This window comes from Mycobacterium sp. NPDC006124, from assembly GCF_040614235.1.
Classification (GTDB): Bacteria; Actinomycetota; Actinomycetes; order Mycobacteriales; family Mycobacteriaceae; genus Mycobacterium.
The window spans coordinates 305,041-329,712 of record NZ_JBEXUA010000001.1 but is presented as its reverse complement, the minus strand read 5'-3'; the positions used below and the strand labels follow the sequence as shown (position 1 = coordinate 329,712).

Genomic DNA, 24,672 nt, shown 5'->3' with positions numbered 1-24,672 from the left:
GGGGGATCAGCTCAGCAAGCCCAGCTTCTCCGCGTAGTCGAGCACGGCCTCGGCACGGGCCCGGGTAGGGCCGACGCTTCCGTCGTACGGTCCGGCCGGTGCGTCCAGGCGGGCCAGCGTCGCCCGGGCCTCGTCGATCTCCTGCGGTGACGGCGACAGCAGGGCGTTGACCGTCGCGGCGTGCGCGGCGTCCAGGCACAACCGCCCGGTCATGCCGGCCGCCTTGGTCACTGCGGTGTCCGTGGCCAGGTGTACGGCCTGATCGCGCAGCGTGGGCCCGTCCACGGGTGCGGGCAGTCCCGCCGCGCGACTGGCGATCACCAGGCGGGCACGCGGGTAGGCCAGCGTCGCCGGGTCGGCGGACATGCCGGTGTCGCGGCGAAAGTCGCCCACGCCGAACGCAATTCGCGCGCAGGCGGGTGCGCGCGCGACGTCGGAGACCGACTCGACGCCGACGGCCGACTCGACCAGCGCGACCACCGGCGTGCCCGCGGGCAGCCGGGCACTCGTCGCCTCGACGTCGGCGGCGGACTCGGTCTTGGCCAGCATGACGCCGATCAGGCCCGGCGCGCCGGACAGCGCGTTCAGATCGGCCGCCCAGTAGGGCGTCGTCGTGGCGTTGATCCGGACCCAGCCCTGACCGCCGGCGAACAGCCACTCGGCCACCGACTGACGACCCGCGGACTTGCGCGCGTCGGGCAACCCGTCCTCCACGTCGAGCACGACGGCGTCCGCGCTGCCGGCCACCGCGGCGTCGAAGACGTCCTGGCCGTCGGGGACGCCCGGCTGCAGCAACCACGTCCGCGCGAGCGACCAGTGCGGCCTGCGAGTGCGTACCGGTGCGTCGATCGAGCGGGTCATGACTCCATCATCTGCGGCGAGGACTCAATGCAGAAGCTTGCGCACATTTAGTTCACGGCCCCGGCGGGCACGCGCCCGAGATGTGGGTATGTCACTCCCATGGCGAGTGAGAACGAATACGACCTGATCGTGATCGGCTCAGGCCCCGGAGGGCAGAAGGCGGCTCTGGCAGCGGCCAAACTCGGCAAGAGGGTGGCCATCGTCGAGCACGGCCACATGGTGGGCGGCGTGTGCACCAACACCGGCACCATCCCGTCGAAGACGCTGCGCGAGGCCGTGCTGCATCTGACCGGGATGAACCAGCGCGAGCTCTACGGCGCCAGCTACCGGGTCAAGGAGCACATCACCCCGGCCGATCTGCACCAGCGGACCTCGCACGTCATCGACCGGGAAGTCGACGTCATCCGCAGCCAGCTGATGCGCAACCACGTCGACCTGCACATCGGCAGCGGCAGCTTCGTCGATGCCCACACCGTCAAGGTGGAGGGCGTTCACGAGGCCGAACACCGCACGCTCACCGGTGATTTCATCGTCATCGCCACCGGCACCACACCGCGACGGCCCGAGGGCGTCGACTTCGACCAGGAGCGGGTGCTGGACTCCGACGAGATCGTCAACCTCGACTTCATCCCGACGTCCATGGTCGTCGTCGGCGCCGGCGTGATCGGCATCGAGTACGCGTCGATCTTCGCCGCGCTCGGCAGCCACGTGACCGTCGTAGAGAAGCGCGACACGATGCTCGACTTCTGCGACCCCGAGGTCGTCGAGGCCTTGCGATTCCACCTCCGCGACTCCGCGGTGACGTTCCGCTTCGGCGAGGAGGTCACCGACGTCGACGTCTCCCCAAACGGCACTCTGACCACCCTGGCCAGCGGCAAGCAGATCGCCGCCGAGGCCGTGATGTACTCGGCGGGCCGCGTCGGGAGCACCGACGGCCTGAACCTCGAGGCCGCCGGTCTGTGCACCGACGACCGCGGCCGCATCGAGGTCGACGACCACTTCCGCACCAAGGTCGACCACATCTACAGCGTCGGCGACGTGATCGGATTTCCGGCGCTGGCCGCCACCTCGATGGACCAGGGCAGGCTGGCCGCCTATCACGCGTTCGGCGAGCCGGCCAACGACATGACGGCGCTGCAGCCCATCGGCGTCTACACCATTCCGGAGTTGTCGTTCGTCGGTGCCACCGAAGTGGAGCTGACGAAGGACGCCGTCCCATACGAGTTCGGGGTCTCCCGATACCGCGAGTTGGCCCGCGGCCAAATCGCCGGTGACTCCTACGGCATGCTCAAGCTGCTGGTGTCCACCGAGGACCGAAAGCTCCTGGGCGTGCACATCTTTGGCACCGCCGCCACCGAATTGGTGCACATCGGCCAGGCGGTGATGGGGTGCGGCGGCACCGTCGACTACCTGGTCGACGCGATTCTGAACTACCCCACGTTCTCCGAGGCCTACAAGGTCGCGGCGCTCGACGTGATGAACAAGATTCGGGCGGTCCGCAAGTTCCACGAGGGTCACGAGGCCGACGCGGGCCCGCCGGAACGCGACGGCGCCGACGAGCGTACCGACGAGGAACTCGCCACTGCCGCGGAGTGACGTGGGCGCGTGGGATCGCTCTCACTCGGGCCCGATGACGGCACCCGGCGTGACCGTCGACGACATGATCTGCAGGTGGCCGAGCCCGTCAGTTTCCCCAGCAGCACCGGACCGACCCTGCGCGGGGTGGTCGACGTCCCCGACGGCGAGATCCGCGGGTGGGGCGTCTTCTCCCATGGTTTCACCCTTGGCAAGGACAGTCCCGCCGCGAGCCGGATGTGCAAGCAACTCGCGGCCGAGGGCATCGGCATGCTGCGCTTCGACAACCTGGGCCTCGGCGACTCCGACGGCGACTGGGGCGACGGATCCTTCTCCCACAAGGTGGCCGACACCGTGCGGGCCGTCGAGTTCATGAACGACACCGGGCGGGAGGTGCACCTGCTGGTCGGGCACTCCTTCGGCGGCGCCGCGGCGATCGCCGGCGCCCACGAATGCGAGACCGTGGCCGCCGTCGTCAGCGTCGGGGCGCCCTACGAACCCGCGCACGTCGAGCACAACTACGACGCCCTGGTGCACCGAATCGAAGCCGACGGCGAGGCACCGTTCCTGGTCGGCGGCAAGGCGCTGACGCTCAAGCGGCACTTCATCCACGACGTCCGCGCCGCGGATCTTCGCGAGCGCATCCGCACGCTGCGCCGCGCCCTGCTGGTGATGCACTCCCCCACCGACAACACCGTGGGCATCGCCAACGCCAGCGACATCTTCCGCACCGCACGCCACCCCCGCAGCTTCGTCTCCCTCGAAGGCGCCGACCATCTGCTCACCGGCAAGAACCAGGCAGCGCGGGCGGCCCGCATCATCAGTGCGTGGGCCGACCCGTATCTGTAGGCCCGACTAGCGTGGGCCCGGTGAAAGTGCTCGTGCCGGACGACCTCGGCCTCGAACTGCCCGCCCCCACCGACGGCACGACGATGGCGTTCTACCAACCCGGCGCCCCGTGGCCGGCCGACCATGCCGACGCCGACGTCGTCGTGGTGGGGTTCGACAACGCCGCCGCCACTGGGACGCGGTTCGCCGACCTGCCGAACCTGCGCCTGGTCCAGACTCTGAACGCCGGCTACGAGCAGTGGGTGCCCCACCTGCCGCCCGGCGTCGTGCTGTCCAACGGGCGCGGGGCGCACGGCGGTTCGACCGCCGAGTGGGTGATGGCGGCGCTGCTGTCGATCTACCGCGACCTGCCGCTGTTCCGCGCCCTGCAGGCCGACGGCGTCTGGGGTTTCCAGGAGACCGAGACGCTGATCGGCAAGCACGTCCTGGTGCTCGGCGCCGGTGATCTGGCCGTCAACCTGGCGGCCCGGCTGACGCCGTTCGAAGCCGAGGTGACCCTCTTCGGGCGCACCGCCCGCGCCGGCGTGGCCGCCCTCGCCGACGTCGAGGACCTCCTTCCCGACGCGGACGCCGTGGTCGCGATGCTGCCAGCGACCGAGGACACCCACCACCTCGTCGACGCCGCGTTCCTGCGCCGGATGCGCGACGGCGCCGTCATCGTCAACGCCGGCCGCGGCAGCGCCGTCGACTCCGACGCGTTGCTCGCGGAGCTGACCTCCGGGCGCCTGCGCGCCGCCCTCGACGTCACCGAGCCGGAACCGCTGCCACCCGGGCACCCGCTGTGGTCGGCCCCCAACCTGCTCCTCACCCCGCACGTCGCGGGCAGCACCGAGGGAGCATGGGGCCGGGCGTGGCGCGTCGCACTCGAACAGATCGCCGTCTACGCCCGGGGCGATCGGCCGCCCAACGCGGTCGTCGGACCGGACTAGGTTGGACTCGTGTCCTCACGAGTCGCAGTCGTCGGTGCCGGCATCTCCGGAGCGGTGTGCGCCCGGGTCTTGCGCGAGCACGGAATCGCGGTGGAGCTGATCGAGCGGGGACGCGCGCCGGGCGGGCGGATGGCGGCGCCGGAACTGCACGGCCGACGCGTCGACCTCGGTGCGGCGTACTTCACCGCGAAGGAACCCGAGTTCGTCGCCGCGGTCGAGGACTGGTCGGCCCGAAACCTGGTGCGGGACTGGACCGATACGCTCGACGTGTTCTCCGCCGAGGGGCACCGCACCACCTCCGGTCCGATGCGCTACGCCACCCCCGGCGGGCTGCGGTCGCTGGTGGCGGCGGCGCTGCCCGGGGAACCGCGATTCGGCGACGCCGTCGGCTCCCTCGACGACCTGGATCACGACGCCGTCGTCTTGGCGATGCCCGATCCGCAGGCCGCCCGGCTGGCGCCCGATGCCGCCGAGTGGGTGGACTACGAACCGGTGATCACCGTGGTGGCCGGGTGGGCGCAGCGCTACTGGGCATTTCCGGACGCCGCCTTCGTCAACGACGATCCCGACGTCACCACCATCGCCGACGACGGCTCGCGGCGCGGGGACGGCGCGGCCGTGCTCGTCGTCCACACCACCGCAAAGCGTGCCGCCGCACATCTGGAGGAGCCCGACGGCGCGGTGGCACCGGTACTGGAGGCGCTGAGGCGGGTCCTCGACGTCACGACGCCGCCGCAGTGGACCCACGCCCACCGCTGGACCTTCGCGAAACCCGTTGACACACATGGGGACGACGCGTTCGGACTGACCACCCACGGCGGTCGTCCACTGGGGCTGTGTGGCGACTCGTGGTGCCCGTCCGGCGCCCCGCGCATCGAGTCGGCGTGGCTGTCCGGGCACCGGCTCGGCACGGCGCTCGCCGACCGGTTGGGTTCCTGACTTCCCGACTACAGGCAGGCCGCCACGGCCTCGGCCAGGATGTCGAGTCCGGCGTCGAGGTCGGCGTCGGTGATCGTCAGCGGCGGGGCGATGCGGAAGATGCCGCCCATGCCGGGCAACTGGACGATGTTCATGTGCAGCCCGCGTTCGAGGCACTCGGCGGTGACCCTCGCCCCCAGGTCGTCCGCGGGAGCCTTGCCGACCTTGTCGGCGACCAGTTCGATGCCCTGCAGCAACCCGCGCCCCCGCACGTCGCCGACCTGTTCGTGCTCGTCGCGTAACGCGGCCAACCGGGCGCCGAGGTGCCGGCCCAGACGGGCGGCCCGCTCGACGAGCCCGTCGCGTTCGACCACCCTCAGCACCGTCAGGGCGACCGACGCGGCGAGCGGATCCGACACGTGGGTGGTGAAGAACAGGAAACCCCGTTCGTGACAGAGGCTCTCGATCTCGTCGGTGGTGACGACGGCGGCCACGGGCAGACCGGCACCGAGGGTCTTCGACAACGTCAACAGATCGGGCACGACGCCGTCGCGTTCGAAGGCGTACATCGTTCCGGTGCGGCCGATTCCGGTCTGCGCCTCGTCGGCGATCAGGAGCATGCCCCGTTCGGCACAGAGTTCGGAGAGCCGCGCCAGGTAACCGAGCGGCGGTTCGATGATGCCGCCGGAGGACAGGATCGGCTCGACCAGACACGCGGCGAGGCTGCCCGAGGACTGCGCGTCGACGGCGGCGAAGCCGTACTCCAGTTCCGTACGCCAGTCGTAGCTGCCGTCGGCGTTGCGGAATGGCGACCGGTAGGCGTTGGGAGTCGGCAGCGTCAGATTGCCCGGCATCGGCGGGCCGTAGCCGCGACGTCCCGCGCTGAAGGTCGCCGAGGCCGCGCCCGAGGTCATTCCGTGCCACGACCTGTCGAAGGACACCACCTCGTAGCGGCCGGTGAACAGCTTGGCCATCTTGATCGCGGCTTCGTTGGACTCGGCACCGGTGGTCAGCAGCAGCATCTTGCTCAGCGAGGCGGGCAGCGTCGCGGTGAGCGTCGCCGACAGTTCCACCACCGGTTCGCTGAGCATGCCGCTGTAGAGGTGGTCGAGGGTCGCCACCGCCGAGGAAACCGTGGCGACGACGTCGGGATGGGAATGCCCCAGCACCGAACTCATCTGCCCGGAGGTGAAGTCCAGGATGGCCCGGCCCCGCTCGTCGTATACGTGACTTCCACTGGCCCGCTTGATGATTCGGGGTACGAAGGCGCCGCCGTAGCGGACCAGATGGTGCTCGGCGTCGGCCCAGAACTGCGTGGTGTCCACGACACGAGTATGCCGTTGCGTGCGCACCACGTGAGGGTGGGCCAGACTTCGGTGGTGACCGGCACCCACCAGACCGCAGCGTTCGACGTCGACGCGGTCCGCGCCCAGTTTCCCGCCTTGGCCGACGGCACCGCGTTCTTCGACGGGCCGGGTGGTTCGCAAACGCCGATCGCGGTGGCCGACGCCGTCCGCACTGCGATGCTCGCTCCTCTGGCGAACCGCGGCCAGGTGACGGCCGCCGCGCGCAACGCCGAGACCATCGTCGTGTCGTGCCGGGCGGCCTTGGCCGATCTGCTCGACGTCGGCCCCGACGAGGTGATCTTCGGGCGCAGCATGACCGCGCTGACCTTCGACCTCGCGCGCACGTTGTCGGCCGGGTGGGGCCCGGGCGACGAGGTCGTCGTGACGCGCCTGGATCACGATGCCAACGTGCGGCCGTGGGTGATCGCGGCCGCCGCGGTCGGTGCGACCGTGCACTGGGTGGACTTCGACGCCACCACCTCCGAACTCGACGTGGCCGCCGTGGCCGCGCAGGTGACCGATCGCACGCGACTGGTCGCGGTGACCGCGGCGTCGAACCTGATCGGCACGATGCCCGACGTGCGGGCCATCGCCGAATTGACCCACGACGCAGGCGCGTTGGTCTACGTCGACGGAGTGCACTACACCGCGCACGGCGTGGTCGACGTCGGCGCGCTGGGTGCCGACTTCTACGCCTGCTCGCCGTACAAGTTCCTCGGACCGCACTGCGGCGTGGTGGCCGGCCGCCGCGACGTGCTCGCCGAGCTGCGACCGGCCAAGCTCGTCCCGTCGACCGATCGGATCCCCGAACGCTTCGAATTGGGCACGCTCCCATACGAAGTGATGGCGGGCGCGACTGCCGCGGTCGACTTCCTCGCGGACATGACCGCCGCCACCGGCTCGCGCCGCGAGCGCCTCGTCGCGAGCCTGGAGGCTCTCGAGGCCCACGAGGAGGCGTTGCGCGGTCGGCTCGAATTGGGGTTGGCGGCGCTCTCGGGCGTGACCGCGCACGCCCGGGCCGCGCGACGAACGCCGACACTGCTGGTGACCTTCGAGGGCCGCGACGCCGCCGAGGTCAGTGCGACGCTCGCCGAGCAGGGCGTCAACGCTCCGGCGGGATCGTTCTACGCCTACGAGGCGTCCCGGCTGCTGGGGCTCGGGGACGCCGGTGGACTACGGATCGGCCTGGCGCCCTACACCACCACCGACGAGGTCGACCGCCTGCTCCGGGCGCTCGACGACGCACTGGTGGCGCCGGATACATAGGGTGACGTATGCAAATGATCGGCGGCGGGGCGGCGATGTGATTCAGGCGCCGGGAGGGCTGGGATCGCCGTGACCGAAAGTCCTACCGGCCGTTGACACCGACTCGTAGCTGCCACTGGTCGCCTCGCATTCCCGATGCTGTGAATGTGCTGTCAGAAGACTGTGTCGCCCGTCGGTTCGCGACTACATAGGTCTCATGATATATGTAGCGGGTGCAGGAGCAGCCCGACGATCGCAGCGCCAGTGACGGCGTCGGCGGCTTCCTCGACCAGGTCGTGGACCTGACCGCACGATTCCTGACCGACCGCACCGACATGAGCGCCTCGGCGCTGTTCGTCGTCAACCGACTGTGTCGAGAAGGTCCGCTCCGCTTGACCACTTTGGCCACCAAGGAAGGCATCAGCCAGCCGTCGATGACGCAGCTGATCACGCGGCTCGAACGGCAGGGCTTCGTCTGCCGGATTGCCGATCCGGAGGACGGACGGGTAACGCTCGTCGGCATCACCGAACGGGGCCAGGAGGCCGTCGCCGACCGCAGACACTCCCGCCGCGAACGCCTCGCCGAACTGCTCGGCACCCTGAGTCCCGACGAACGCAAGGGGCTGCAGCTCTCCGCCCATGTCGCCCTGCCCATCCTCCGCCGGCTCGCCGCCAGTGCGGACGAACCACCTCATGACGATCCACGGAAGGCGTCGCAGTGAAGAACAATCCGATCGGCCGCGGGTTCAAGACGCTGTGGATCCCCCTGGTCCTGATCGTGGTGCTGGCGGTCTCCGGCCTGGTGGTCTACCGCCTGCACTCGCAGTTCGCCTCCAAGGATCTCAACGCCAACGCGGGGTCCGGAATCGAAATCGTCCAGTTCAACCCGAAGGTCATGGTCTACGACGTGTACGGCTCACCGGGCGACACCGCCCTCATCAGCTACTTCGACCCGGACGCCAACGTCCACACGATCACCGCGTCGCTGCCGTGGTCGGTCACCCTCTCGACGACGTTGCCGACGGTCAGCGCCAACTTGATGGCGCGAGCCGACGGAGATCAGATTGGATGCCGCGTCACCGTGAACGGAACCGTCCGTGAAGAGCAGTCCGCCAGCGGAATCGAAGCTCAGACCTACTGCCTGGTGAAGTCCGCATGACCCACGCGACGCCGGACGCACCGGCCCAGGCCCCATCGGGCAACCGACCCAAGCGGCCCTACCTGCCGCACGCCATCCGACTCCTCTCCGTCCCCATCGTGCTGTTCTGGGTCGTGGTGGCCGTGCTGGTGAACGTGCTCGCGCCCCAACTCGAGGTCGTCGGCGAACTGCACTCGGCGCCGATGGCCCCCGAGGATGCGCCGTCGATGACGTCGATGAAGTTGATGGGCGGCAACTTCAAGGAGTTCGACTCCAACAGCACGGTCATGGTCGTGATCGAGGGCCAGCAGCCACTCGGGCCGGACGCGCACGCCTACTACGACGCGATCATCAAGAAGCTGCAGGCCGACCCCGAGCACATCCAGCACATCCAGGACTTCTGGGGTGACACGCTCACCGCGGCCGGAGCGCAGAGCTCCGACGGCAAGGCGTCCTACGTGATGATCAACCTTGCCGGCGAGCAAGGCCAGACGCTGGCCAACGAGGGCGTGGACAACGTCCGCAAGGTCATCGAGGAGACCAAGGCACCGCCGGGCGTGCAGGCCTTCGTCGCGGGCCCCGCCGCCCTCACCGACGACCTGCACGTCATCGGCAACGCCAGCCTGGCGCAGATCACGTTGATCACCCTCGCGGCGATCGCCATCATGCTGCTGATCGTCTACCGGTCCATCCGCACGACGCTCGTCCAGTTGTTCTTGACCTTCCTCGGGCTGCTCACGGCGCGCGGGGTGGTCTCGGTGCTGGCCACCCACGGCGCCTTCGGTCTGACCACGTTCGCGGGCAACATCTTGACGATGCTGGCGATCGCCGCGGCCACCGACTACGGCATCTTCATCTTCGGGCGCTATCGGGAAGACCGGGCGATGGGGCTGGACCGGGACGACTCCTACTACGCCACCTTCAAGTCCGTGGCCCCCGTCATCGTGGGTTCGGGCCTGACGATCGCGGGCGCCACCTACTGCCTGAGCTTCTGCCGGTTGCCCTACTTCAGCACCATGGGCGCACCCGTGGCGATCGGCATGATCGTCGTGGTCGTCATCGCGGTCACCCTCGGCCCGGCGGTGCTCTTCCTCGGCAGCAAGGCCGGCCTCTACGAATCCAAGCGGCCCGCCAAGAGCCGGTTTTGGCGCAAGGTCGGAACGGCCGTAGTCCGTTGGCCCGCGCCGATCTTCGTCGTCAGCCTCTTCATCGTGTTGATCGGCATCGTGGCGATTCCCGGCTACAAGCCCGCCTACAACGACCAGTACTACCTGCCGAAGGACGCCCCGACCAACGTCGGGTTCGCGGCCGCCGACCGGCACTTCTCCCAGGCCCGGATGAACCCCGACATCCTGATGGTCGACTCCGAGCACGACATGCGCAATCCCGCCGACATGCTGGTGCTGAACGCGGTGGCGCGCAACGTCATGCACACCGACGGCATCGCCATGGTGCAGAGCATCACCCGGCCGCTGGGAATCCCGATCCAGCACAGCTCGATTCCGTTCCAGACGAGCGTCTCCGGTCAGACGAGCAACATGAACCTGCCGTTCCAACGCGCACAGCTGGCCGACCAGTTGCGGACGATCGACTCGACCAACGCGTCGATCGCCATCCTGGAGCAGCAGTACCAACTCTCGCTGGAGCAGACCCGGCTCACCCAGGATTCGGCGGACAAGTCGCGCGACCTGCTGGCCACGACCGAGAAGCTCCGGGACAACATCGCCAACTTCGACGACACGTTCCGGCCGATGCGCGCGTACTTCTACTGGGAGCCGCACTGCTTCGACATTCCGCTGTGCTCTGCCATCCGATCCCTCTTCGACTCCCTCGACGGCATCGACGAGCTGACCGACCGGACCGGGGCCGTGCAGGGCAACACCGACCAATTGGCGGCGCTGGCACCGAAGTTGACCGCCCTGCTACCGCAGACCCTGGCCACGATGAAGCAGAGCCGAGATCTCGCGCTGGCCTCGTACAACTCGCAGAAGGCGTTGCTCGACCAGATGGAGGCGTCCAACGACACCGCCCTGGCGATGGGTGCCGCCTTCGACGACGCCAAGAACGACGACCTGTTCTTCTTGCCGCCGGAGGCGTTCAGCAACCCGGACTTCAAGCGTGGCCTCGCGATGTTCCTGTCCCCGGACGGCAAGTCGGCGCGCATGTTCATCACCCACGAGGGCGATCCCGCGACCGTCGACGGCATCGCCAGGGTCAACTCCGAGCGCAAGGCCGCGCAGGAGGCCTTGAAGATGTCGTCGCTCTCGGACGCCAAGATCTACCTCGGCGGCGTCGCGGCGACCTACCGGGACATGGCCGACGGCGCCAAGTACGACCTGCTGATCGCCGTCGTGTCGGCGTTGACCCTCATCTTCATGATCATGATCATCCTGACCCGAAGTGCGGTCGCCGCCCTGGTCATCGTGACGACGGCGGGGAGTTCCATCGCCGCGTCGTTCGGCATCTCGGTTCTGTTGTGGCAGGACCTGTTTGGCAAACCGGTCCAATGGCTGGTCATGCTGATGTCGGTGATCATCCTGCTGGCGGTCGGCTCGGACTACAACCTGCTGCTGGTGTCGCGGTTCAAGGACGAGATTCACGCCGGCCTGAAGACCGGCATCATCCGCTCGATGGCGGGTACCGGTGGCGTGGTGACCTCGGCCGGTCTGGTGTTCGCGGCGACGATGGCCGCGATGATGTTCAGCAAGCTGGTGGTGCTGGCGCAGATGGGATCCACCATCGCGATCGGCCTGCTGGTGGACACGTTCATCGTGCGGTCGCTGCTCATGCCCTCCATCGCGACGCTGCTGGGCCGGTGGTTCTGGTGGCCGCTGGTGGTCTACCCCCGCGGCGACAACCACTTCAGGAAGACCCCGCCGCCAGCGGCCAGCGACGACACCGACACCGCGCCGGTACCGGTGCCCAGCTAGGCGTTCGACACCGGCGGGGCGGCCGCCTCCACCACCGCGACGTCGCTCAAGCCACTGATCGTCAGAACGCGAATCAGGAACGGATGCACGATGAGTCGGAGACGTTCGACCTCGTCGGCGTGGTTGAACAGAGCGTTGATACCGGCACTGTCGAGGTACTTGACCGCGCTCATGTCGACGGTCATGGGCCGCCGGGTGCCGGCGCTCGCAGTGGCGAGCGCCTCGGTGAACACGGCGATGTTGCTGAGATCGATCTCGCCGGCGGCGACGACCCGCGGCGCCCCGTCGGCGTCCTGATCAGTGTTCACGGTCAACGGTGTGGCCATTAGTCAATCCTCGCGTACATGGAAACTGTCGTGCCGACGTCGTCGGAGTGAATCGTGAAGCCCTCCATCAGACCCTTCATGAGCGCCATGCCCCGACCGCGGCTGATGTCGGCGACCGCTCGTGGCCGCTTCCAGGTGCCCGTGTCGGCGACCGTGACCCGCAGCCGGTTGACGACGGCCATGGCGGTCAGGGAGACGACACCGTCGGGCCTGTCGCGGTGACCGTGCTCGACCGCGTTGGACACGGCCTCACCGGTGGCGATGAGGACGTCCTGCATCGTGTCGTCGGCCACCCCCACCTGAGTCAGCCAGCCACGTAGGGCTTCTCGGGTGGGCGCGAGCTGGGCGGCGTCGGCGGCGAACGTCATGGTCAGTGGTCCGGGTCGCCGGTACAGCAGCAGCGCCACGTCGTCGGGATAACCGCCACCGGGCTCCAGTTCGGACATGAGGTGGTCGGCGACGTCGTCGAGTTCGTCCATGCGGCCGCCCCTGACCAGATCGGCGGCGCGAATCATGCCGTCGTCCATGGACGTACCGCGGCGCTCCACCAGACCGTCGGTGTAGAGCAACAACGTGGCTCTGGCCGGCATCGTCATGCGCACCTCCGGCCGAGTCCGGCTGGGCTGCAATGCAAGCGGGAGCCCACGGCCGCCCTCCAGCATCGTGGTGGTCCCGTCCGCCAGCACCAGGATCGGGGGTGGGTGTCCCGCACTGGAGAAGACGAGCTCGCCGCTGTCGAGGGTGAGCACCGCGGCGAAGGCCGTCGTGCAGCGGGCACCCGGCAGGCGGCTCGCGAATCGATCCATCCCCGCGAGAACCGCACTTGGAGAGGACTGTTCGAGGAACAGTGCCCGACACGCACTGCGTAGTTGACCCATCACGGTGGCGGCGCCCAGACCGTGGCCGACGCAGTCGCCGACGATGAGCGCAATCCTGCCGTCGTCGAGGTCGACGACGTCGTACCAGTCACCGCCGACCTGGAGCGGTCGACTCGCCGGGTGGTAGCGCACGGTGAACCCCGCAGGCAGGTTCACCGGCCCCAACATGGCGTGTTGCAGGGCCAGCGCGGTCTCTCGTTGTTCGTCGAGTTGATAGGCGCGGTGCAGGCCTTGGCCTAGTCGTCCGGCCAGGACGGCGAGCAGGGTGTGGTCCCGCGGTCCGAAGGGCCGTCGTTCGGACAGTTCGACCCACACGACCAGGACGCCGCGCGGATGCTGCAGGGACACGCCGCCGTAGTTCGTCGCCTCGGCCGAGGTGGTCAGCAGACCCGCGTCGCGGATGACCGCGATCGACTCGCGCTGCTCGTCGGAGAGTTCGGTCCACTCGACCGGTTCGCCGACGCCGAGGAGTTCGGGCGGGGTGTCCTCGTCGGCACCGGTGGGGAACGTCAGAGCCAGCACGCGCCGGGCACGCCACACGCCCTTGAGCTCGTCGATGGCGCCGACGAGGGCGTCGTCGAGGGAATTTGCCTGAGCCAGGCGCTGATTCAGCGCCGCCAGTGCGGACTGGCGCTGCACGGTGTAATGCTCGGAGGTGACGTCGCGGAAGGTGCCGACCATGACCCGCCGGGCGGTGTCGGGGTCCTCGGCGTGGTTGAAGTTGACCGCGACCCACAGCCGGTGGCCGTCACGGTGGGTGACCGGAACGGTGAAGGTGCCGTGGGCTTGGTCGAGCAGGTTCCGAAACGCGTTCTGCACCAACTGGTGCGCATCGGGGTCGGTGTCGGCGTCCGGCCACCAGGGGTGAACGGGATCGTAGGGCAGACCCGAGGGGCCGTACCCCAGCACGTCGGCGAAGGCGGTGTTGACCTCGATGACCGCACCGTGCTCGTCGCAGACGAAGAACGCCTCCTGCAGCGAGTTCACCAAGGCCGTCCGCCACCGGGCATGGTGGTTGCGCATCCTGGCGAGCTCCACGTTGGCCCGCACGCGGGCAAGCAGTTCCGCGGCCGCGAACGGTTTGACCAGATAGTCGTCGGCCCCGGCCTGCAGGCCCTCGATCGAAGCCTCCTGCCCCGCACGGGCCGACAGCAGCAGGACGGGAAGTGCCACCGTCTGAGGATCTCCCCGCAGCGCGGCCAACAGCGCGAGGCCGTCGAGGCGGGGCATCATCACGTCGCTGACCAGGATGTCGGGAGCCTGGTCGCGGATCGACCCGAGTGCCTCGACGCCGTCACTGGTGGTGGTGACCGAATACCCCGACGTACGAAGCAGATTGGTGAGGTATTCACGCATGTCGGCGTTGTCGTCGGCAATCAGGACGCGCACCGGATCCTCACCACCGCCCACGGGGGTGACGGCCGCCGACGGCGCGTCGGATTCGGCGGACGCCGGGTCTGACGGCAACCAGCGCAGCGCCTCCTGGACGTACGGTTGCGCCACGGCACCGGTGGTGCCGCTGGTTCCCGACGGCAAGATCTCCTCTGGGACGAGGCGTGCCGAGCCGAACGGGAGGCGCACCGCGAACGTCGTCCCCACCCCCTCCCGACTGTCGGCCGCGATCGTGCCGCCCTGCAGTCCGACGAGTTCGCGCACCAGCGCCAGTCCGATGCCGCTGCCCTCCGTCGAGCGCGATCTGGCGGTCTCGATGCGATGGAAGCGCTCGAAGAGCCGGGGCATCTCGGCCGCGGACACCCCGATTCCGGTGTCGGCGACGGTGACCACAGCACCGCCGTCCTCGCCGCGGACCCGCACGGTGACGGCGCCGTCGAACGTGAACTTCAGCGCGTTCGACAGCAGGTTGAGTACGACCTTCTCCCACATGTCGCGGTCCAGATACACGGGTTGGTCCAGCGGGGGACAGTCGACGTCGAAGGTCAGCCCCGCCCGCTCGACGGCGGAGCGGAAGACGCTGGCCAGCTCCACCGTGACCGCCGACAGGTCGACGGGTTCGAACCTGGCCCGCATCCGACCGGCCTGAATCCGGGAGAAGTCGAGCAGGGTGTTGACGAGCTTCGCGAGCCGTAACCCGTTGCGGTGGATCAGTTCCAGTTCGTCGCGCGCGGCCTGGTCCAACGCGTCTCCGCGAGCCCGCAGGTCGTCGACGGGCCCGAGGATCAACGTCAGCGGAGTGCGGAACTCGTGACTGATGTTGGAGAAGAACGCCGTCTTGGCGCTGTCGAGCTCGGCCAGTTCCTCGGCGCGCTGCTGCTGCGCCTGATAGCTGCGCGCACTGCCCACACCTGCCGCGACGTGGCCGGCGACGAGTTCGACGAACCCGCGGTAGCCGTCGTCGAGGGGGCGGTGTCGATTCAGCGCGGCGACCATGAAGCCCACGGGCGCGGCGCCCTGCTGCAGCAGCGGCACCACCAACGCCGTGGTCGGCGGTTCCGCCCACGCACCCGACGGCAGGTCGAGTCCCATGCCGTCGAGATCCACGACCGCGGTCTCCCCGCGGGAGGCCGGTTCGACGGGCCACACGTCGGGTCGGCCCGCCGAGAGCGTAGGCGGTACCGCCCGATGGCCGGTCTCGATGCCACTGACGCCGGCGAGGTGGGCGACTCCACCGTTGGGCTCGGCGTCGAACAGATAGGTCAAGGTGAAGGGCAGATCGTACGGATTGCCGGCGAGCTGACTGGCCGCGAAGTCCAGCATCTGGCGCTCGGTGCGCACCACGCTGGGGTCCGAGCCGAGGTCGCGCAGCGTCGACATCCGGCGCTCGGCGATCACCCGGTCGGTGTCCTCGCTGACGACGCAGAGCATGCCGACCACGCGGCTGTCCTCGTCGCGCAGCGGACTGTAGGAGAACGTGTGATAGCTCTCTTCCGGGTACCCGAATCTCTCGAGGAACAGCAACAGCCCCTCGTCCCAGGTCGCCTCTCCGGTCGACAGGACGTGTTCGATTCGGGGGCGCGCGTCGTCCCAGACCTCCTCCCACACCTCCCTCGCGGGCCGGCCGAGTGCCCACGGATACTTGCCGCCCAAGGTGTCGCGACGGTAGGAGGCGTTGCAGAAGAACGTCAGATCCGGTCCCCAGGCCATCCACATCGGGAATCGCGATGCGAGCAGGACGCTGACGGCCGTACGCAGGCTCTGCGGCCACTGCGAGGGTGAGCCCAGCGGCGTAGCCGCCCAGTCCACCCTCGCCATGTCGCGACCGATCTCGTCGTCATCGCGAAAGACCACGAAAACGCCCTTCGTCACGCGTCATTCGACGATCGTCCCGCCCTGGCGCCACTCGACGGGCACGACGAAGTGCGCGGCCAACATCGCCGCCGCCACCGGGTAGTCGCGCATTGCGGTCGTGAAGATGTCGACCAATTCGGCCATCATCGTCGGATCGGCGCCACGTGTACGCAGCAGATCGTCTATCCACCAAGCGGTTTCGGCCAAGACACGATGATCGCCGGTGAGAAGCGCCACCTGCACCGCATACAGAATCTGATGCAGCACGTCGTCGGCGACGTCGATGACGCTGTTGAGACAGTCTGCGTCGTGCGTGGTGGCCGTGGCGACCAACGACCACCGTTGCCGGAGCAGGGCGACGAGCCGGCGGTGGTCTGACTCCAGCGCGGACTGTTCGACGATGCGCTCGCCGAACAGGGGGCGAGCCGGTTCCACGACGGCAGGCAGGGCGTCCATTGCCGCGACGGCGCCGTGCGCGTCGCGGGCCCACGCGGTGGCGCCGAGGGCGACCGCTCGCATGTCGTCCACGCCAAATGCCGGACCGCCGACCAGGATTGGCGTTCCGCTGGCGGTCGTCGCCTCGATGAACCGTCGGCAGGTCGGCAACGAGCCCAGCACCGAGCAACTCACCGCGACGGCGTCGGGCCCCAGGTCCTGCAGGTACTGGTTGAGGCGCAGCGGATTCGTCGACGCCCCCAGCAGCGTGGTGTCCCAACCGTGAGCGCGCAGCGCGCACTCGATCATCATGGCGGGCAGCGCATGCCACTCCCGTTCGGCGCAGGCGACCAGGACCTTCCCCCGGGTCACCGGCACCTCGCGAACGTGCCTGGCGACGACCTTGGTCGCGGCGATGGCCGTGGCGGTGGCGGCATGCTCCTGGGCGATGGTGTACTCCCCGAGTTGCCAGCGCCGACCGACCTCACGCTGCGCGGCGGCGACCACGTCGGTGAGCACCGACACCGGATCCGTGCCTCCGTCGAGCATCTCTCCGACCAGCGCCCTGACCGTCTCGGTGTCACCGCTCGCGAGAGCCGCGTCGTACGCCTCCAACGGGTCTCGACGCTCGTCTAGTCGCCGCATGTCACCGCGAGCAACGCGATGTCATCGTGGTGGCGACCGTCGAGATACTCCAGGACGTCCTGCTCGATCGCTTCACAGAGCACTTCGGGGTCGGCGCCGGCATAGCTCGGCATCAGGGCCGTCAACCGGTCCACGCCATACATCCCGTCTGCACCCGTGGCCTCGTCGACCCCGTCGGTGAACATCAGCATGGTGTCCCCGGGTCGGAGGGTGACGGTGGCCGGTTCGTATCGAACCTGGGCGATCATGCCGGCTGCGGTGCCGCGCACGCCGATGGTCTCGACACGGCCGTCGCTGCGCAGCACGATCGGGGCGGGGTGTCCGGCGGCCGCGACGTCGACCACGAACCGTCCGTCGGTCTCGCGCCGCATCCGCGCGCAGACCACCGTGACGAAGTCCCTGGTGTGCTCGTCGAAGAGCACCGTGTTCAGCGCGTCGAGCACCGCCTCCGGTCGGCGGTCGAAATGGCAGGCAGTTCGGATGCTTTGACGAGTCCGCCCCGTCAGCGCCGCAGCCTCCACGCCCTTGCCCGAGACGTCGCCGACCGAGAGCAACCAGTCGGCACCCCTGCCGTGGACGTCGTAGAAGTCACCGCCGATGTCGAGGTGCTCGGCCGCGGGCCTGTATCGGGCGGCCAGCCGCGCACCGGGGACCTCGGGCAGCGACGGTGGCCGGAGGCTGCTCTGCAGAACCGAGGCCATGCGGCCACGCTCTTCGTAGAGCCGTGCCGAATCCAGGGCCATGGCGGCGCTGCCGGCCACCCCTTCGGCAACCGCCATGTCTCGGGAGTCGAAACCCCTGCCCTCGCTCCGGATCATGACCAGCACGCCGATGGTCGCACCTCGCGCGGTGAGGCCGACGGCGAGTACGTCCGCCGGGCGCATCGTGGCGGCCTCGGCGGCGAGCCTGGGGTGCGGAATCATGCCAGCCAGATCGGCCTCCGCGTCGGAGTCCATCATGACGTGGCGCAATTCGGTGCCGCCGGTCCGCAGCACGCGGCTGAGCTCGAGGTTGGCGATGGCCGCGGTGGAGATGACGGCGTGGAAGCCGGCGTCGTCGCCTCCGACGAGGGTCAGTGCGCCGGGGCGGTCACCCGGTAGGACGACCATCCCCCAATCCGCGAGGGTGGGGCGAATCATCGTCAACAACCGAAGCGCGGTACGACGCAGATTCAGGGAGCCGGACAAACCACGGGCGACGTCCTCGACGAGTTGGTCGCCGACACGGAGGTCGGGTGTCATCTCAGCGGGACGCAAACGGGCCTGCGGGTGCAGAGAGGTCGTCGGTCTGACCGCCACTACCTCACCTCCCAGCGCGTCGTCACGACGCATCAGCTAATGGTCGCCAACCTGCGTTAGGGCAGGTAACCATGGGTTTCGCGATACTGATGGAAAACCAGGCATCGATCCGGGGATCGAGACGACGACGGGCTGGGAACTCAACCTCCCGCCAATCTACCGATCCGATCACGTTAAGGCGAGCGGCGTCGCACCGAATCGCCAGATCTTACGCACCCGTAAGGCGTCGACGGAACGGGTATGCGCCCCGTCATGACCGTCACCGACGTCCACCACTGCCCAGCGTCCACCGGAATGCGGACCTCGTGAGCGGCGGCGGTGACCTCTGGTGGAAGAGCGCGGTGTACTACTGCGCCGACGTCGAGACCTTCTACGACTCCGACGGCGACGGCGTCGGTGACATCCGCGGGATGGCCGACCGCGTCGACTACCTCGCCGACCTCGGCGTCACCTGCCTGTGGTTGATGCCGTTCTACCCGACGGCACAGAGGGACGACGGGTATGACATCACCGACTTCTTCGGTGTCGACCCGCGGCTGGGCAACCTCGGCGACTTCGTCGAACTGGTGCGCACGGCGCGGGCAGCCGGGATCCGGGTGATCGTCGACTTCGTGATGAACCACACCTCGAACGCGCACCCGTGGTTCAAGTCCGCCCGCCGCAGCGTCGACGACCCCTTCCGCGACTACTACGTCTGGAGCGCCACCGAACCGAAGTCCGACCCCAAGGACGTGGTGTTCCCCGACCAGGAGAACAGCATCTGGGAGCTCGACCCCAAGACCGACCAGTGGTACCTACACCACTTCTACAAGCACCAGCCCGACCTCAACATCGCCAATCCCACAGTGCAGGAGGAGATTTCGAAGACACTAGGGTTCTGGCTCGAGTTGGGCGTGGCCGGTTTCCGGATCGACGCGGTGCCGTTCCTGTTCGCCAGGGACTCCGTACCCGGTGAGCCGGGTGCCTTCGATCCGTTCGAGTACCTCGGCGACGTCCGCAACTTCGTCACCCGACGCCTCGGTGACGCCGTGCTCCTCGGCGAGGTCAACGTGCCCTACGGAGAGCAGAAGAAGTTCTTCGGCGGCCCCGACGGCGACGGGCTCAACATGCAGTTCGACTTCATCGGCATGCAGAACGTCTACCTGTCCCTCGCCCGGGGCGACGCACGCCCGCTGGCCAAGGCGATGCGCCAGCGCCCCGACCTCGACGTGACCAGCCAGTGGGCCAACTTCGTGCGCAACCACGACGAGCTGACCCTCGACAAGCTCAGCGAGTCCGAACGCCAAGAGGTCTTCGCCGCCTTCGGCCCGGATCCCGACATGCAGCTCTACGGCCGCGGGCTCAGGCGACGATTGCCGACGATGGTCGGCGGTGACGAGCGCTGGATGCGATTGGTGTACTCACTGGCCTTCTCCACGCCGGGCAGTCCCGTGCTGTTCTACGGCGAGGAGATCGGCATGGGGGAAAACCTGGACATCCCAGGACGTTTGGCGGTCCGCAGCCCGATGCAGTGGACGGGCGGCGCCAACGGCGGCTTCTCGTCAGCGCCGAAACGGCGCCTCACCAGACCGCTACCCGACGGGTTGTTCGGCCCCGAGCGGGTCAACGTCGCGGCCCAACGCCGCGATCATCGGTCGTTCTGGTGGTTCATCCGCGACCTGATCTACACCTACCGCCAACAGCCGCAGATCGGCCGGTCGACCGTCGAGGTGCTCAAGCAACCCCACCGATCGGTATTGGCCCACGTGTGTCACGAGGAGGAGTCGGGCTGGCAGATGCTGGCGCTACACAACTTCGGAGCCGACGGCGCAATGGTTCCCATCGAACTGACCGACGCACCGGCCGGATCGATTCTGGTGAACCTGCTCGACGGGCTCACCGAACATCCCCTGGATGCCTCGGGGCGCGCGGAGTTCGGCATCGAGCCATACGGCTATCGATGGCTACGGCTGCTCCGGCCGGGCGACGACCCGATCATCTGATCGGCGCGGCCAGTCCCGTCGTCGACGCTTCCTCGTCGGCGCCGAGGCTGGCGTTGGCCACCAGTCGGTAGAGCGGAGCGCCCCAGGCGTGCGGCCCGCTGGTCGTCGGCGCGTACGAGGTGTGGATCGCCAGCGCTGCCGGCGAGAAGGTGTCGGTGTCGGCATCGGGATCGGCGTCGCACACCGGGTCGCCGACGTCGCAGACGCTGACGGTGCGGGCGCCCATCTCCGGCGGCAGTTCCGAGGTGGGAGCCGACGCCAGGAACGAATGCTCCTGCGCGACGCCCTTGCCCACGCTGGGGACACCGGCCGCTTGATAGGCCGTCGAACCGAGGTTGACGGTGGTGTCGGTGGGCAGCCGGTCGCCGTCGGCGATGAGCAGCGCCGCCGCTACGTGCGGGTCCTGCGCCAAGTCATGAAGGTTGCGGTGGATCACCATCGCGCCCTGCGAGTAGCCGGCCAGCACGACCTTCGTGGTGGGGCAGCGCTCGGTGAACGCCTCGAACTGCTTGGCGGCGGCGTCGGTGCCCGCCTTGACGCTGTCCATGAATCCCATCCAGCCGCCGATGCCGCCGTCGAGCGGGACGGGTGCCGCTGGATACTGCACGGCCTCGGCGGTGATCGTCTGACCGTTGGCGGCCAGCTCGGACTGCAGCTGCTGGAACGACTGGTACACCACGGGGCCCATCCCGCCGTTGGCGGTGAGTGCCGCGCCGTCGCGCTGACCCGATCCGGCCGCGCCGAGCCAGTGGAAGTCACCGCATCCGGGTGCGGCGCCTGCCGTACCCGTGGCGACCCCGGCCAGCGCCGTGCCTGCGACCAGAACGGTCAATCCGAAACGACGAAACATGACGTGAACCCCTTCGACCCTGGCGGCGACGGGTGTCGACCCGCTGCCGTGTCAGTCGATTGATCGCTCCCCCGGCGCTCTGGCGTTACAGAGGCCGACTCGACAGTCGACTGGACGCCCTCGGCGACGACGGCGTGCAGCGGTCGACGTCTGGACCGACTCGTCCTGTTGCCGGTGGACGGCCTCGTCCGTGCGCCGCCGTCGCGGGATGCCCGTGAACAGAGCGTTTCACATACTCTGTGAGCGCAGGACCCACCCTCACATCACCTTGACGCGACACCGTTCTGGACGATAGAGTTCAGTTCACGTATCACCAGCGCTTTCTAGGTAGCAAAGATAGGATTCGAGCATGAATAGTCGTCTCACCCGTCGCGTGGCCGCGGGCCTCGGCGTTGCTGCCTTCATCTCCATGGGAGCGTTGACCGCCTGCGGTGGCAGCGAGAAGCCCGCCCCGTCGAGCACCACGGAGACGTCGACCACCGCGCCGTCGGCCACGCCGACCGAGAAGAGCATCAACCCCACCGGTGGCAATCTCTTCACCCCGCCCGTCAAGGCGCCGCCGGCCCCCACGGCCATCCCCGGCACCCACAACTGATTCGTCGATCCCCAGAAAACGGAGAGGACCAACTCGTGTCCAGTCTCACCACCCGTCGCGTCGCGGCTGGCCTCGGCATCGCGGCGTTCGTCTCCATGGGAGCGTTGACCGCCTGCGGTGGCAGCGAGAAGCCCGCCCCGTCGAGCACCACGGAGACCTCGACCACCGCGCCGTCGGCCACGCCGACCGAGAAGAGCATCAGCCCCAGCGGCGGCAACTCCTTCAGCCCGCCGGTCAAGGCGCCCCCGGCTCCGACCGGAGTCCCCGGCACCAACCACACCGGGTAATTCACCGAGTCCCTTCATCAGGACGAACGAGGCGGGCCAGTCGACGACTGGCCCGCCTCGTTCGTGATGGACCTGATGGTCCGAATCCTCAGTCCTGCCGGGCGTCCTCCGGCTCGAAGGTCCTGACGTAAGCGATCGCCGAGTCCAACGCGGTCTGCATGAGCCGGGGATCGTGTGCGGTCTGCGACAGCAGATACCCGCCCTCGACCGCAGCGAGCAGACCCGTCGCGAGCATCGGGGCGTCGACGTCGGATCGCAGCGCACCGGTGTCGCGCATCCGCTCGAGCGCCGCTGCCAGCAGCTCCCGCCACTGCGCGAAGTGTGCCGCCAGGGATTCGCGCGCCTTGTCGTCGCCGTCGGACAGTTCGGCGGCCAGCGAGCCAAGCTCGCAACCCCACAGGCCCCGCCGCAGCGCACAGCGCTGAACCATCGCGTCGCGCCAATGATTCAGTCCGCGAAAGGAGTCGACCTTCTCCAACCGCAGCCGTTGCCAGGACAGGATCTCGTCCGCGCGGACGCTGATCACGTCGTACACCAGATCGGTCTTGTCGTCGAAGTGTTGGTAGAACTGCGACTTGCTCGTCGCGCTGGAGGCCAGCACCTCGTCGATCGTCGTGGCCGCCACCCCGCGCACGTGCATCAGCTCTGCTGCTGCCTGCACGATGCGGTTGCGGGTGGCGGCGCCTCGCGAGGTGAGCCGGGGCCGCGTCACGTCGTTCGATGATGGCGGCATCGTCCAACTGTAGCCCCTTGTTTGGACTCTGAAGTCCAACTCCGCCATCTGGTCCGGCTTGGTCTCGACTACTGCTGGGCGGTTCCGAGAGTGACCTGTTTGGTGTCGCTGGAACCGGACGGATCCTGGTACGTCAGCGTCACCTGATCACCGGGCGCCTTGGACCGCACGGCGGCCACCAACGCCTCCGCTCCGTCGACCACACGGCCGTCGACCTTGGTCACCACCACGCCGTCGGGCACACCCGCGGTCGCCGCGGGCCCGCCCTCGACCACCTGGGAGATCGCGGCGCCGGAGGCGTTCGGATCGTTGCTCAGCTGGACGCCGAGCGACGCGTGGGTGGCGGTGCCGGTGGAGGCGAGCTCGGAAGCGATGCGCTTGGCCTGGTCGACCGGGATCGCGAAGCCGAGGCCGATCGAACCGCTCTGCCCGCCTGAGGAACCCTGACCGCCGCCGAGCGAGGCAATCGCCGAATTCACCCCGATCAGTTCGCCCTTCATGTTCACGAGTGCGCCACCCGAGTTACCGGGGTTGATGGCCGCATCGGTCTGGATGGCGTCGAGCACGGTGGTCTGATGATCCTGACCCTCGCCCGCCGTGGAGACGGGCCGGTCCAGCGCGCTGATGATGCCGGTGGTCACGGTGCCCGAGAGACCCAGCGGCGAGCCCACCGCGACCACGTTCTGGCCGACCTTCAGGTCATTCGACGAACCGAGGGTGATCGGGGTGAGACCCGAAAGGCCCTGAGCGCGGACGACCGCGATGTCGCTGGACGGGTCCGCGCCGACGACGCTGAACGGTGCGGTACGACCGTCGGACAGGGTGACGGTGGCCTTCATGGCCTGCGGCGTCGGGGACTCCTGGCCGCTCGGGGTGACCTGGGCGTCGGGACCGCCGGACGCGCCCGCCAGGGCCGCGACCACGTGATTGTTGGTCAGGATGAGCCCGTTGGGATCCAGGACGACGCCGGAGCCCTCCTCACTTTGACCACCCATGTCGATCTGCAGTTGCACGACGCTGGGCAGCACCCTCGCCGCCACCGACTCGACCGAGCCGGTCGGCACGTCGGCCGTCGGTTGGGCCGCCGGCGCCTGCTTCGGCGCGGTGGCCAGCGCGGTCGCGAGGCCGTTCTCGGCGGAATCGTCGTGCTGGCTGGTCACCGCCACCGCGCCGACACCGGCGGACACCACGGCGACGGCCGCCACACCGGTGACCATCGCCCCGACGCGGGAGCGCTTGCGGTGCGACCGGATTGGGGCCATCGGCGCCGTGACGGCGGCCGCCGACGGGTCGCTGGCATACCTCCAGTCGTAGGGCGTTTGGTACCCGCCCTGCGGCGGATGAGTCGAATGCGTCCGTGCCGCATGGTGATTGGCACCGGGCCGGCGTCCGGTCGGTTGCATCGGGTACTGCGGGTAATTGGTCATGTATGGGGGCCTTATCGTTTCGGGCAGTTGACGTTGACCTCACGGTGCCCGTGCTGGCTGAGATGGGACTTAGAGCTGGATCGGCGCAGTCCAAGACTTTTCATCGATCCGTCACGACCGGACGTCCCAGACACCACCATGTCGAGAATCCCGGTGTGGCTCCGTCCCAGGGGTGAGGG

Annotated in this window: 19 protein-coding genes and 1 pseudogene; 11 read left to right on the top strand and 9 right to left on the bottom strand. The window is 68.6% G+C overall.

Annotated elements, in window-relative coordinates; genetic code table 11:
- Positions 1-6: 6 nt before the first annotated feature.
- Positions 7-861, bottom strand: coding sequence for an aldolase/citrate lyase family protein (locus tag ABZ195_RS01575; RefSeq protein WP_355214241.1), 855 nt, complete (start codon positions 859-861; stop codon positions 7-9).
- A gap of 99 nt (positions 862-960) precedes the next feature.
- On the opposite strand from ABZ195_RS01575, the pseudogene sthA reads away from it, so the two are divergent.
- From sthA to ABZ195_RS01555, 4 genes and pseudogenes are all read left to right on the top strand, one after another.
- Positions 961-2,367: pseudogene (sthA, locus tag ABZ195_RS01570) on the top strand (Si-specific NAD(P)(+) transhydrogenase); the annotation flags it as partial.
- 165 nt (positions 2,368-2,532) lie between these two features.
- A complete protein-coding gene (locus tag ABZ195_RS01565) occupies positions 2,533-3,285 on the top strand; it encodes an alpha/beta fold hydrolase (RefSeq protein WP_355214240.1) in 753 nt (250 codons plus the stop codon).
- Between the two features lie 20 nt (positions 3,286-3,305).
- Positions 3,306-4,214, top strand: coding sequence for a 2-hydroxyacid dehydrogenase (locus ABZ195_RS01560; protein WP_355214238.1), 909 nt, complete (start codon positions 3,306-3,308; stop codon positions 4,212-4,214).
- A gap of 9 nt (positions 4,215-4,223) precedes the next feature.
- Positions 4,224-5,153, top strand: a complete 930-nt coding sequence (locus ABZ195_RS01555; RefSeq protein WP_355214236.1) for an NAD(P)-binding protein — start codon at positions 4,224-4,226, stop codon at positions 5,151-5,153.
- Positions 5,154-5,161: 8 nt separating this feature from the next.
- Here the strand turns inward: ABZ195_RS01555 and ABZ195_RS01550 are convergent, their stop codons facing one another.
- Positions 5,162-6,457, bottom strand: coding sequence for an aspartate aminotransferase family protein (locus ABZ195_RS01550; protein ID WP_355214234.1), 1,296 nt, complete (start codon positions 6,455-6,457; stop codon positions 5,162-5,164).
- A gap of 54 nt (positions 6,458-6,511) precedes the next feature.
- On the opposite strand from ABZ195_RS01550, the gene ABZ195_RS01545 reads away from it, so the two are divergent.
- The 4 genes from ABZ195_RS01545 (at position 6,512) to ABZ195_RS01530 (ending at position 11,791) form a co-directional block, all read left to right on the top strand.
- Positions 6,512-7,744 carry a cysteine desulfurase-like protein gene (locus ABZ195_RS01545; protein ID WP_355214232.1) on the top strand — a complete coding sequence of 411 codons (1,233 nt, stop codon included), beginning with the start codon at positions 6,512-6,514 and terminating at the stop codon, positions 7,742-7,744.
- 212 nt (positions 7,745-7,956) lie between these two features.
- The gene (locus ABZ195_RS01540; protein WP_355214230.1) at positions 7,957-8,445 is read left to right on the top strand and encodes a MarR family transcriptional regulator; all 489 of its coding nucleotides are present in this window, start codon (positions 7,957-7,959) and stop codon (positions 8,443-8,445) included.
- Positions 8,442-8,882, top strand: coding sequence for an MmpS family transport accessory protein (locus tag ABZ195_RS01535; protein ID WP_355214228.1), 441 nt, complete (start codon positions 8,442-8,444; stop codon positions 8,880-8,882). The genes ABZ195_RS01540 and ABZ195_RS01535 overlap by 4 nt, the downstream gene beginning before the upstream one ends.
- Entirely contained in the window at positions 8,879-11,791 is a 2,913-nt protein-coding gene (locus ABZ195_RS01530; protein WP_355214226.1) for an MMPL family transporter, read from the top strand. The genes ABZ195_RS01535 and ABZ195_RS01530 overlap by 4 nt, the downstream gene beginning before the upstream one ends.
- Here the strand turns inward: ABZ195_RS01530 and ABZ195_RS01525 are convergent.
- From ABZ195_RS01525 to ABZ195_RS01510, 4 genes are read right to left on the bottom strand one after another with little or no spacing between them, the layout of a single operon-like run.
- Positions 11,788-12,117 (bottom strand): STAS domain-containing protein, encoded by a 330-nt coding sequence (locus tag ABZ195_RS01525; protein ID WP_355214224.1) that lies wholly within the window; start codon positions 12,115-12,117, stop codon positions 11,788-11,790. The genes ABZ195_RS01530 and ABZ195_RS01525 overlap by 4 nt on opposite strands.
- Positions 12,117-16,205 carry a SpoIIE family protein phosphatase gene (locus tag ABZ195_RS01520; protein WP_355214899.1) on the bottom strand — a complete coding sequence of 1,363 codons (4,089 nt, stop codon included), beginning with the start codon at positions 16,203-16,205 and terminating at the stop codon, positions 12,117-12,119. The genes ABZ195_RS01525 and ABZ195_RS01520 overlap by 1 nt, the downstream gene beginning before the upstream one ends.
- Positions 16,206-16,262: 57 nt before the next feature.
- The gene (locus ABZ195_RS01515) at positions 16,263-17,321 is read right to left on the bottom strand and encodes a cobalamin-dependent protein (RefSeq protein ID WP_355214222.1); all 1,059 of its coding nucleotides are present in this window, start codon (positions 17,319-17,321) and stop codon (positions 16,263-16,265) included.
- Positions 17,309-18,652, bottom strand: coding sequence for a SpoIIE family protein phosphatase (locus ABZ195_RS01510; RefSeq protein ID WP_355214220.1), 1,344 nt, complete (start codon positions 18,650-18,652; stop codon positions 17,309-17,311). The genes ABZ195_RS01515 and ABZ195_RS01510 overlap by 13 nt, the downstream gene beginning before the upstream one ends.
- Positions 18,653-18,924: 272 nt before the next feature.
- Here ABZ195_RS01510 and ABZ195_RS01505 point away from each other — a divergent pair, with 272 nt between their 5' ends.
- Positions 18,925-20,601: an alpha-amylase family protein gene (locus ABZ195_RS01505; RefSeq protein WP_355214219.1), complete on the top strand. Its 1,677-nt coding sequence runs from the start codon at positions 18,925-18,927 to the stop codon at positions 20,599-20,601.
- Here ABZ195_RS01505 and ABZ195_RS01500 read toward each other — a convergent pair.
- Positions 20,594-21,451 (bottom strand): cutinase family protein, encoded by an 858-nt coding sequence (locus ABZ195_RS01500; RefSeq protein WP_355214217.1) that lies wholly within the window; start codon positions 21,449-21,451, stop codon positions 20,594-20,596. The two genes, ABZ195_RS01505 and ABZ195_RS01500, sit on opposite strands and share 8 nt — an antisense overlap.
- Before the next feature lie 349 nt (positions 21,452-21,800).
- Here ABZ195_RS01500 and ABZ195_RS01495 point away from each other — a divergent pair, with 349 nt between their 5' ends.
- On the top strand, positions 21,801-22,046 hold the full coding sequence (locus ABZ195_RS01495; protein WP_355214215.1) for a hypothetical protein: 246 nt from the start codon (positions 21,801-21,803) through the stop codon (positions 22,044-22,046).
- A gap of 35 nt (positions 22,047-22,081) precedes the next feature.
- The gene (locus ABZ195_RS01490; RefSeq protein WP_355214213.1) at positions 22,082-22,333 is read left to right on the top strand and encodes a hypothetical protein; all 252 of its coding nucleotides are present in this window, start codon (positions 22,082-22,084) and stop codon (positions 22,331-22,333) included.
- An 88-nt stretch (positions 22,334-22,421) separates the two neighbouring features.
- Here the strand turns inward: ABZ195_RS01490 and ABZ195_RS01485 are convergent, their stop codons facing one another.
- Both ABZ195_RS01485 and ABZ195_RS01480 read right to left on the bottom strand, forming a co-directional pair.
- Positions 22,422-23,066, bottom strand: coding sequence for a TetR/AcrR family transcriptional regulator (locus ABZ195_RS01485; RefSeq protein ID WP_355214211.1), 645 nt, complete (start codon positions 23,064-23,066; stop codon positions 22,422-22,424).
- Positions 23,067-23,134: 68 nt separating this feature from the next.
- Complete coding sequence (locus ABZ195_RS01480; RefSeq protein ID WP_355214209.1) at positions 23,135-24,493, bottom strand: trypsin-like peptidase domain-containing protein; 1,359 nt, start codon at positions 24,491-24,493, stop codon at positions 23,135-23,137.
- Between the last annotated feature and the right edge of the window lie 179 nt (positions 24,494-24,672).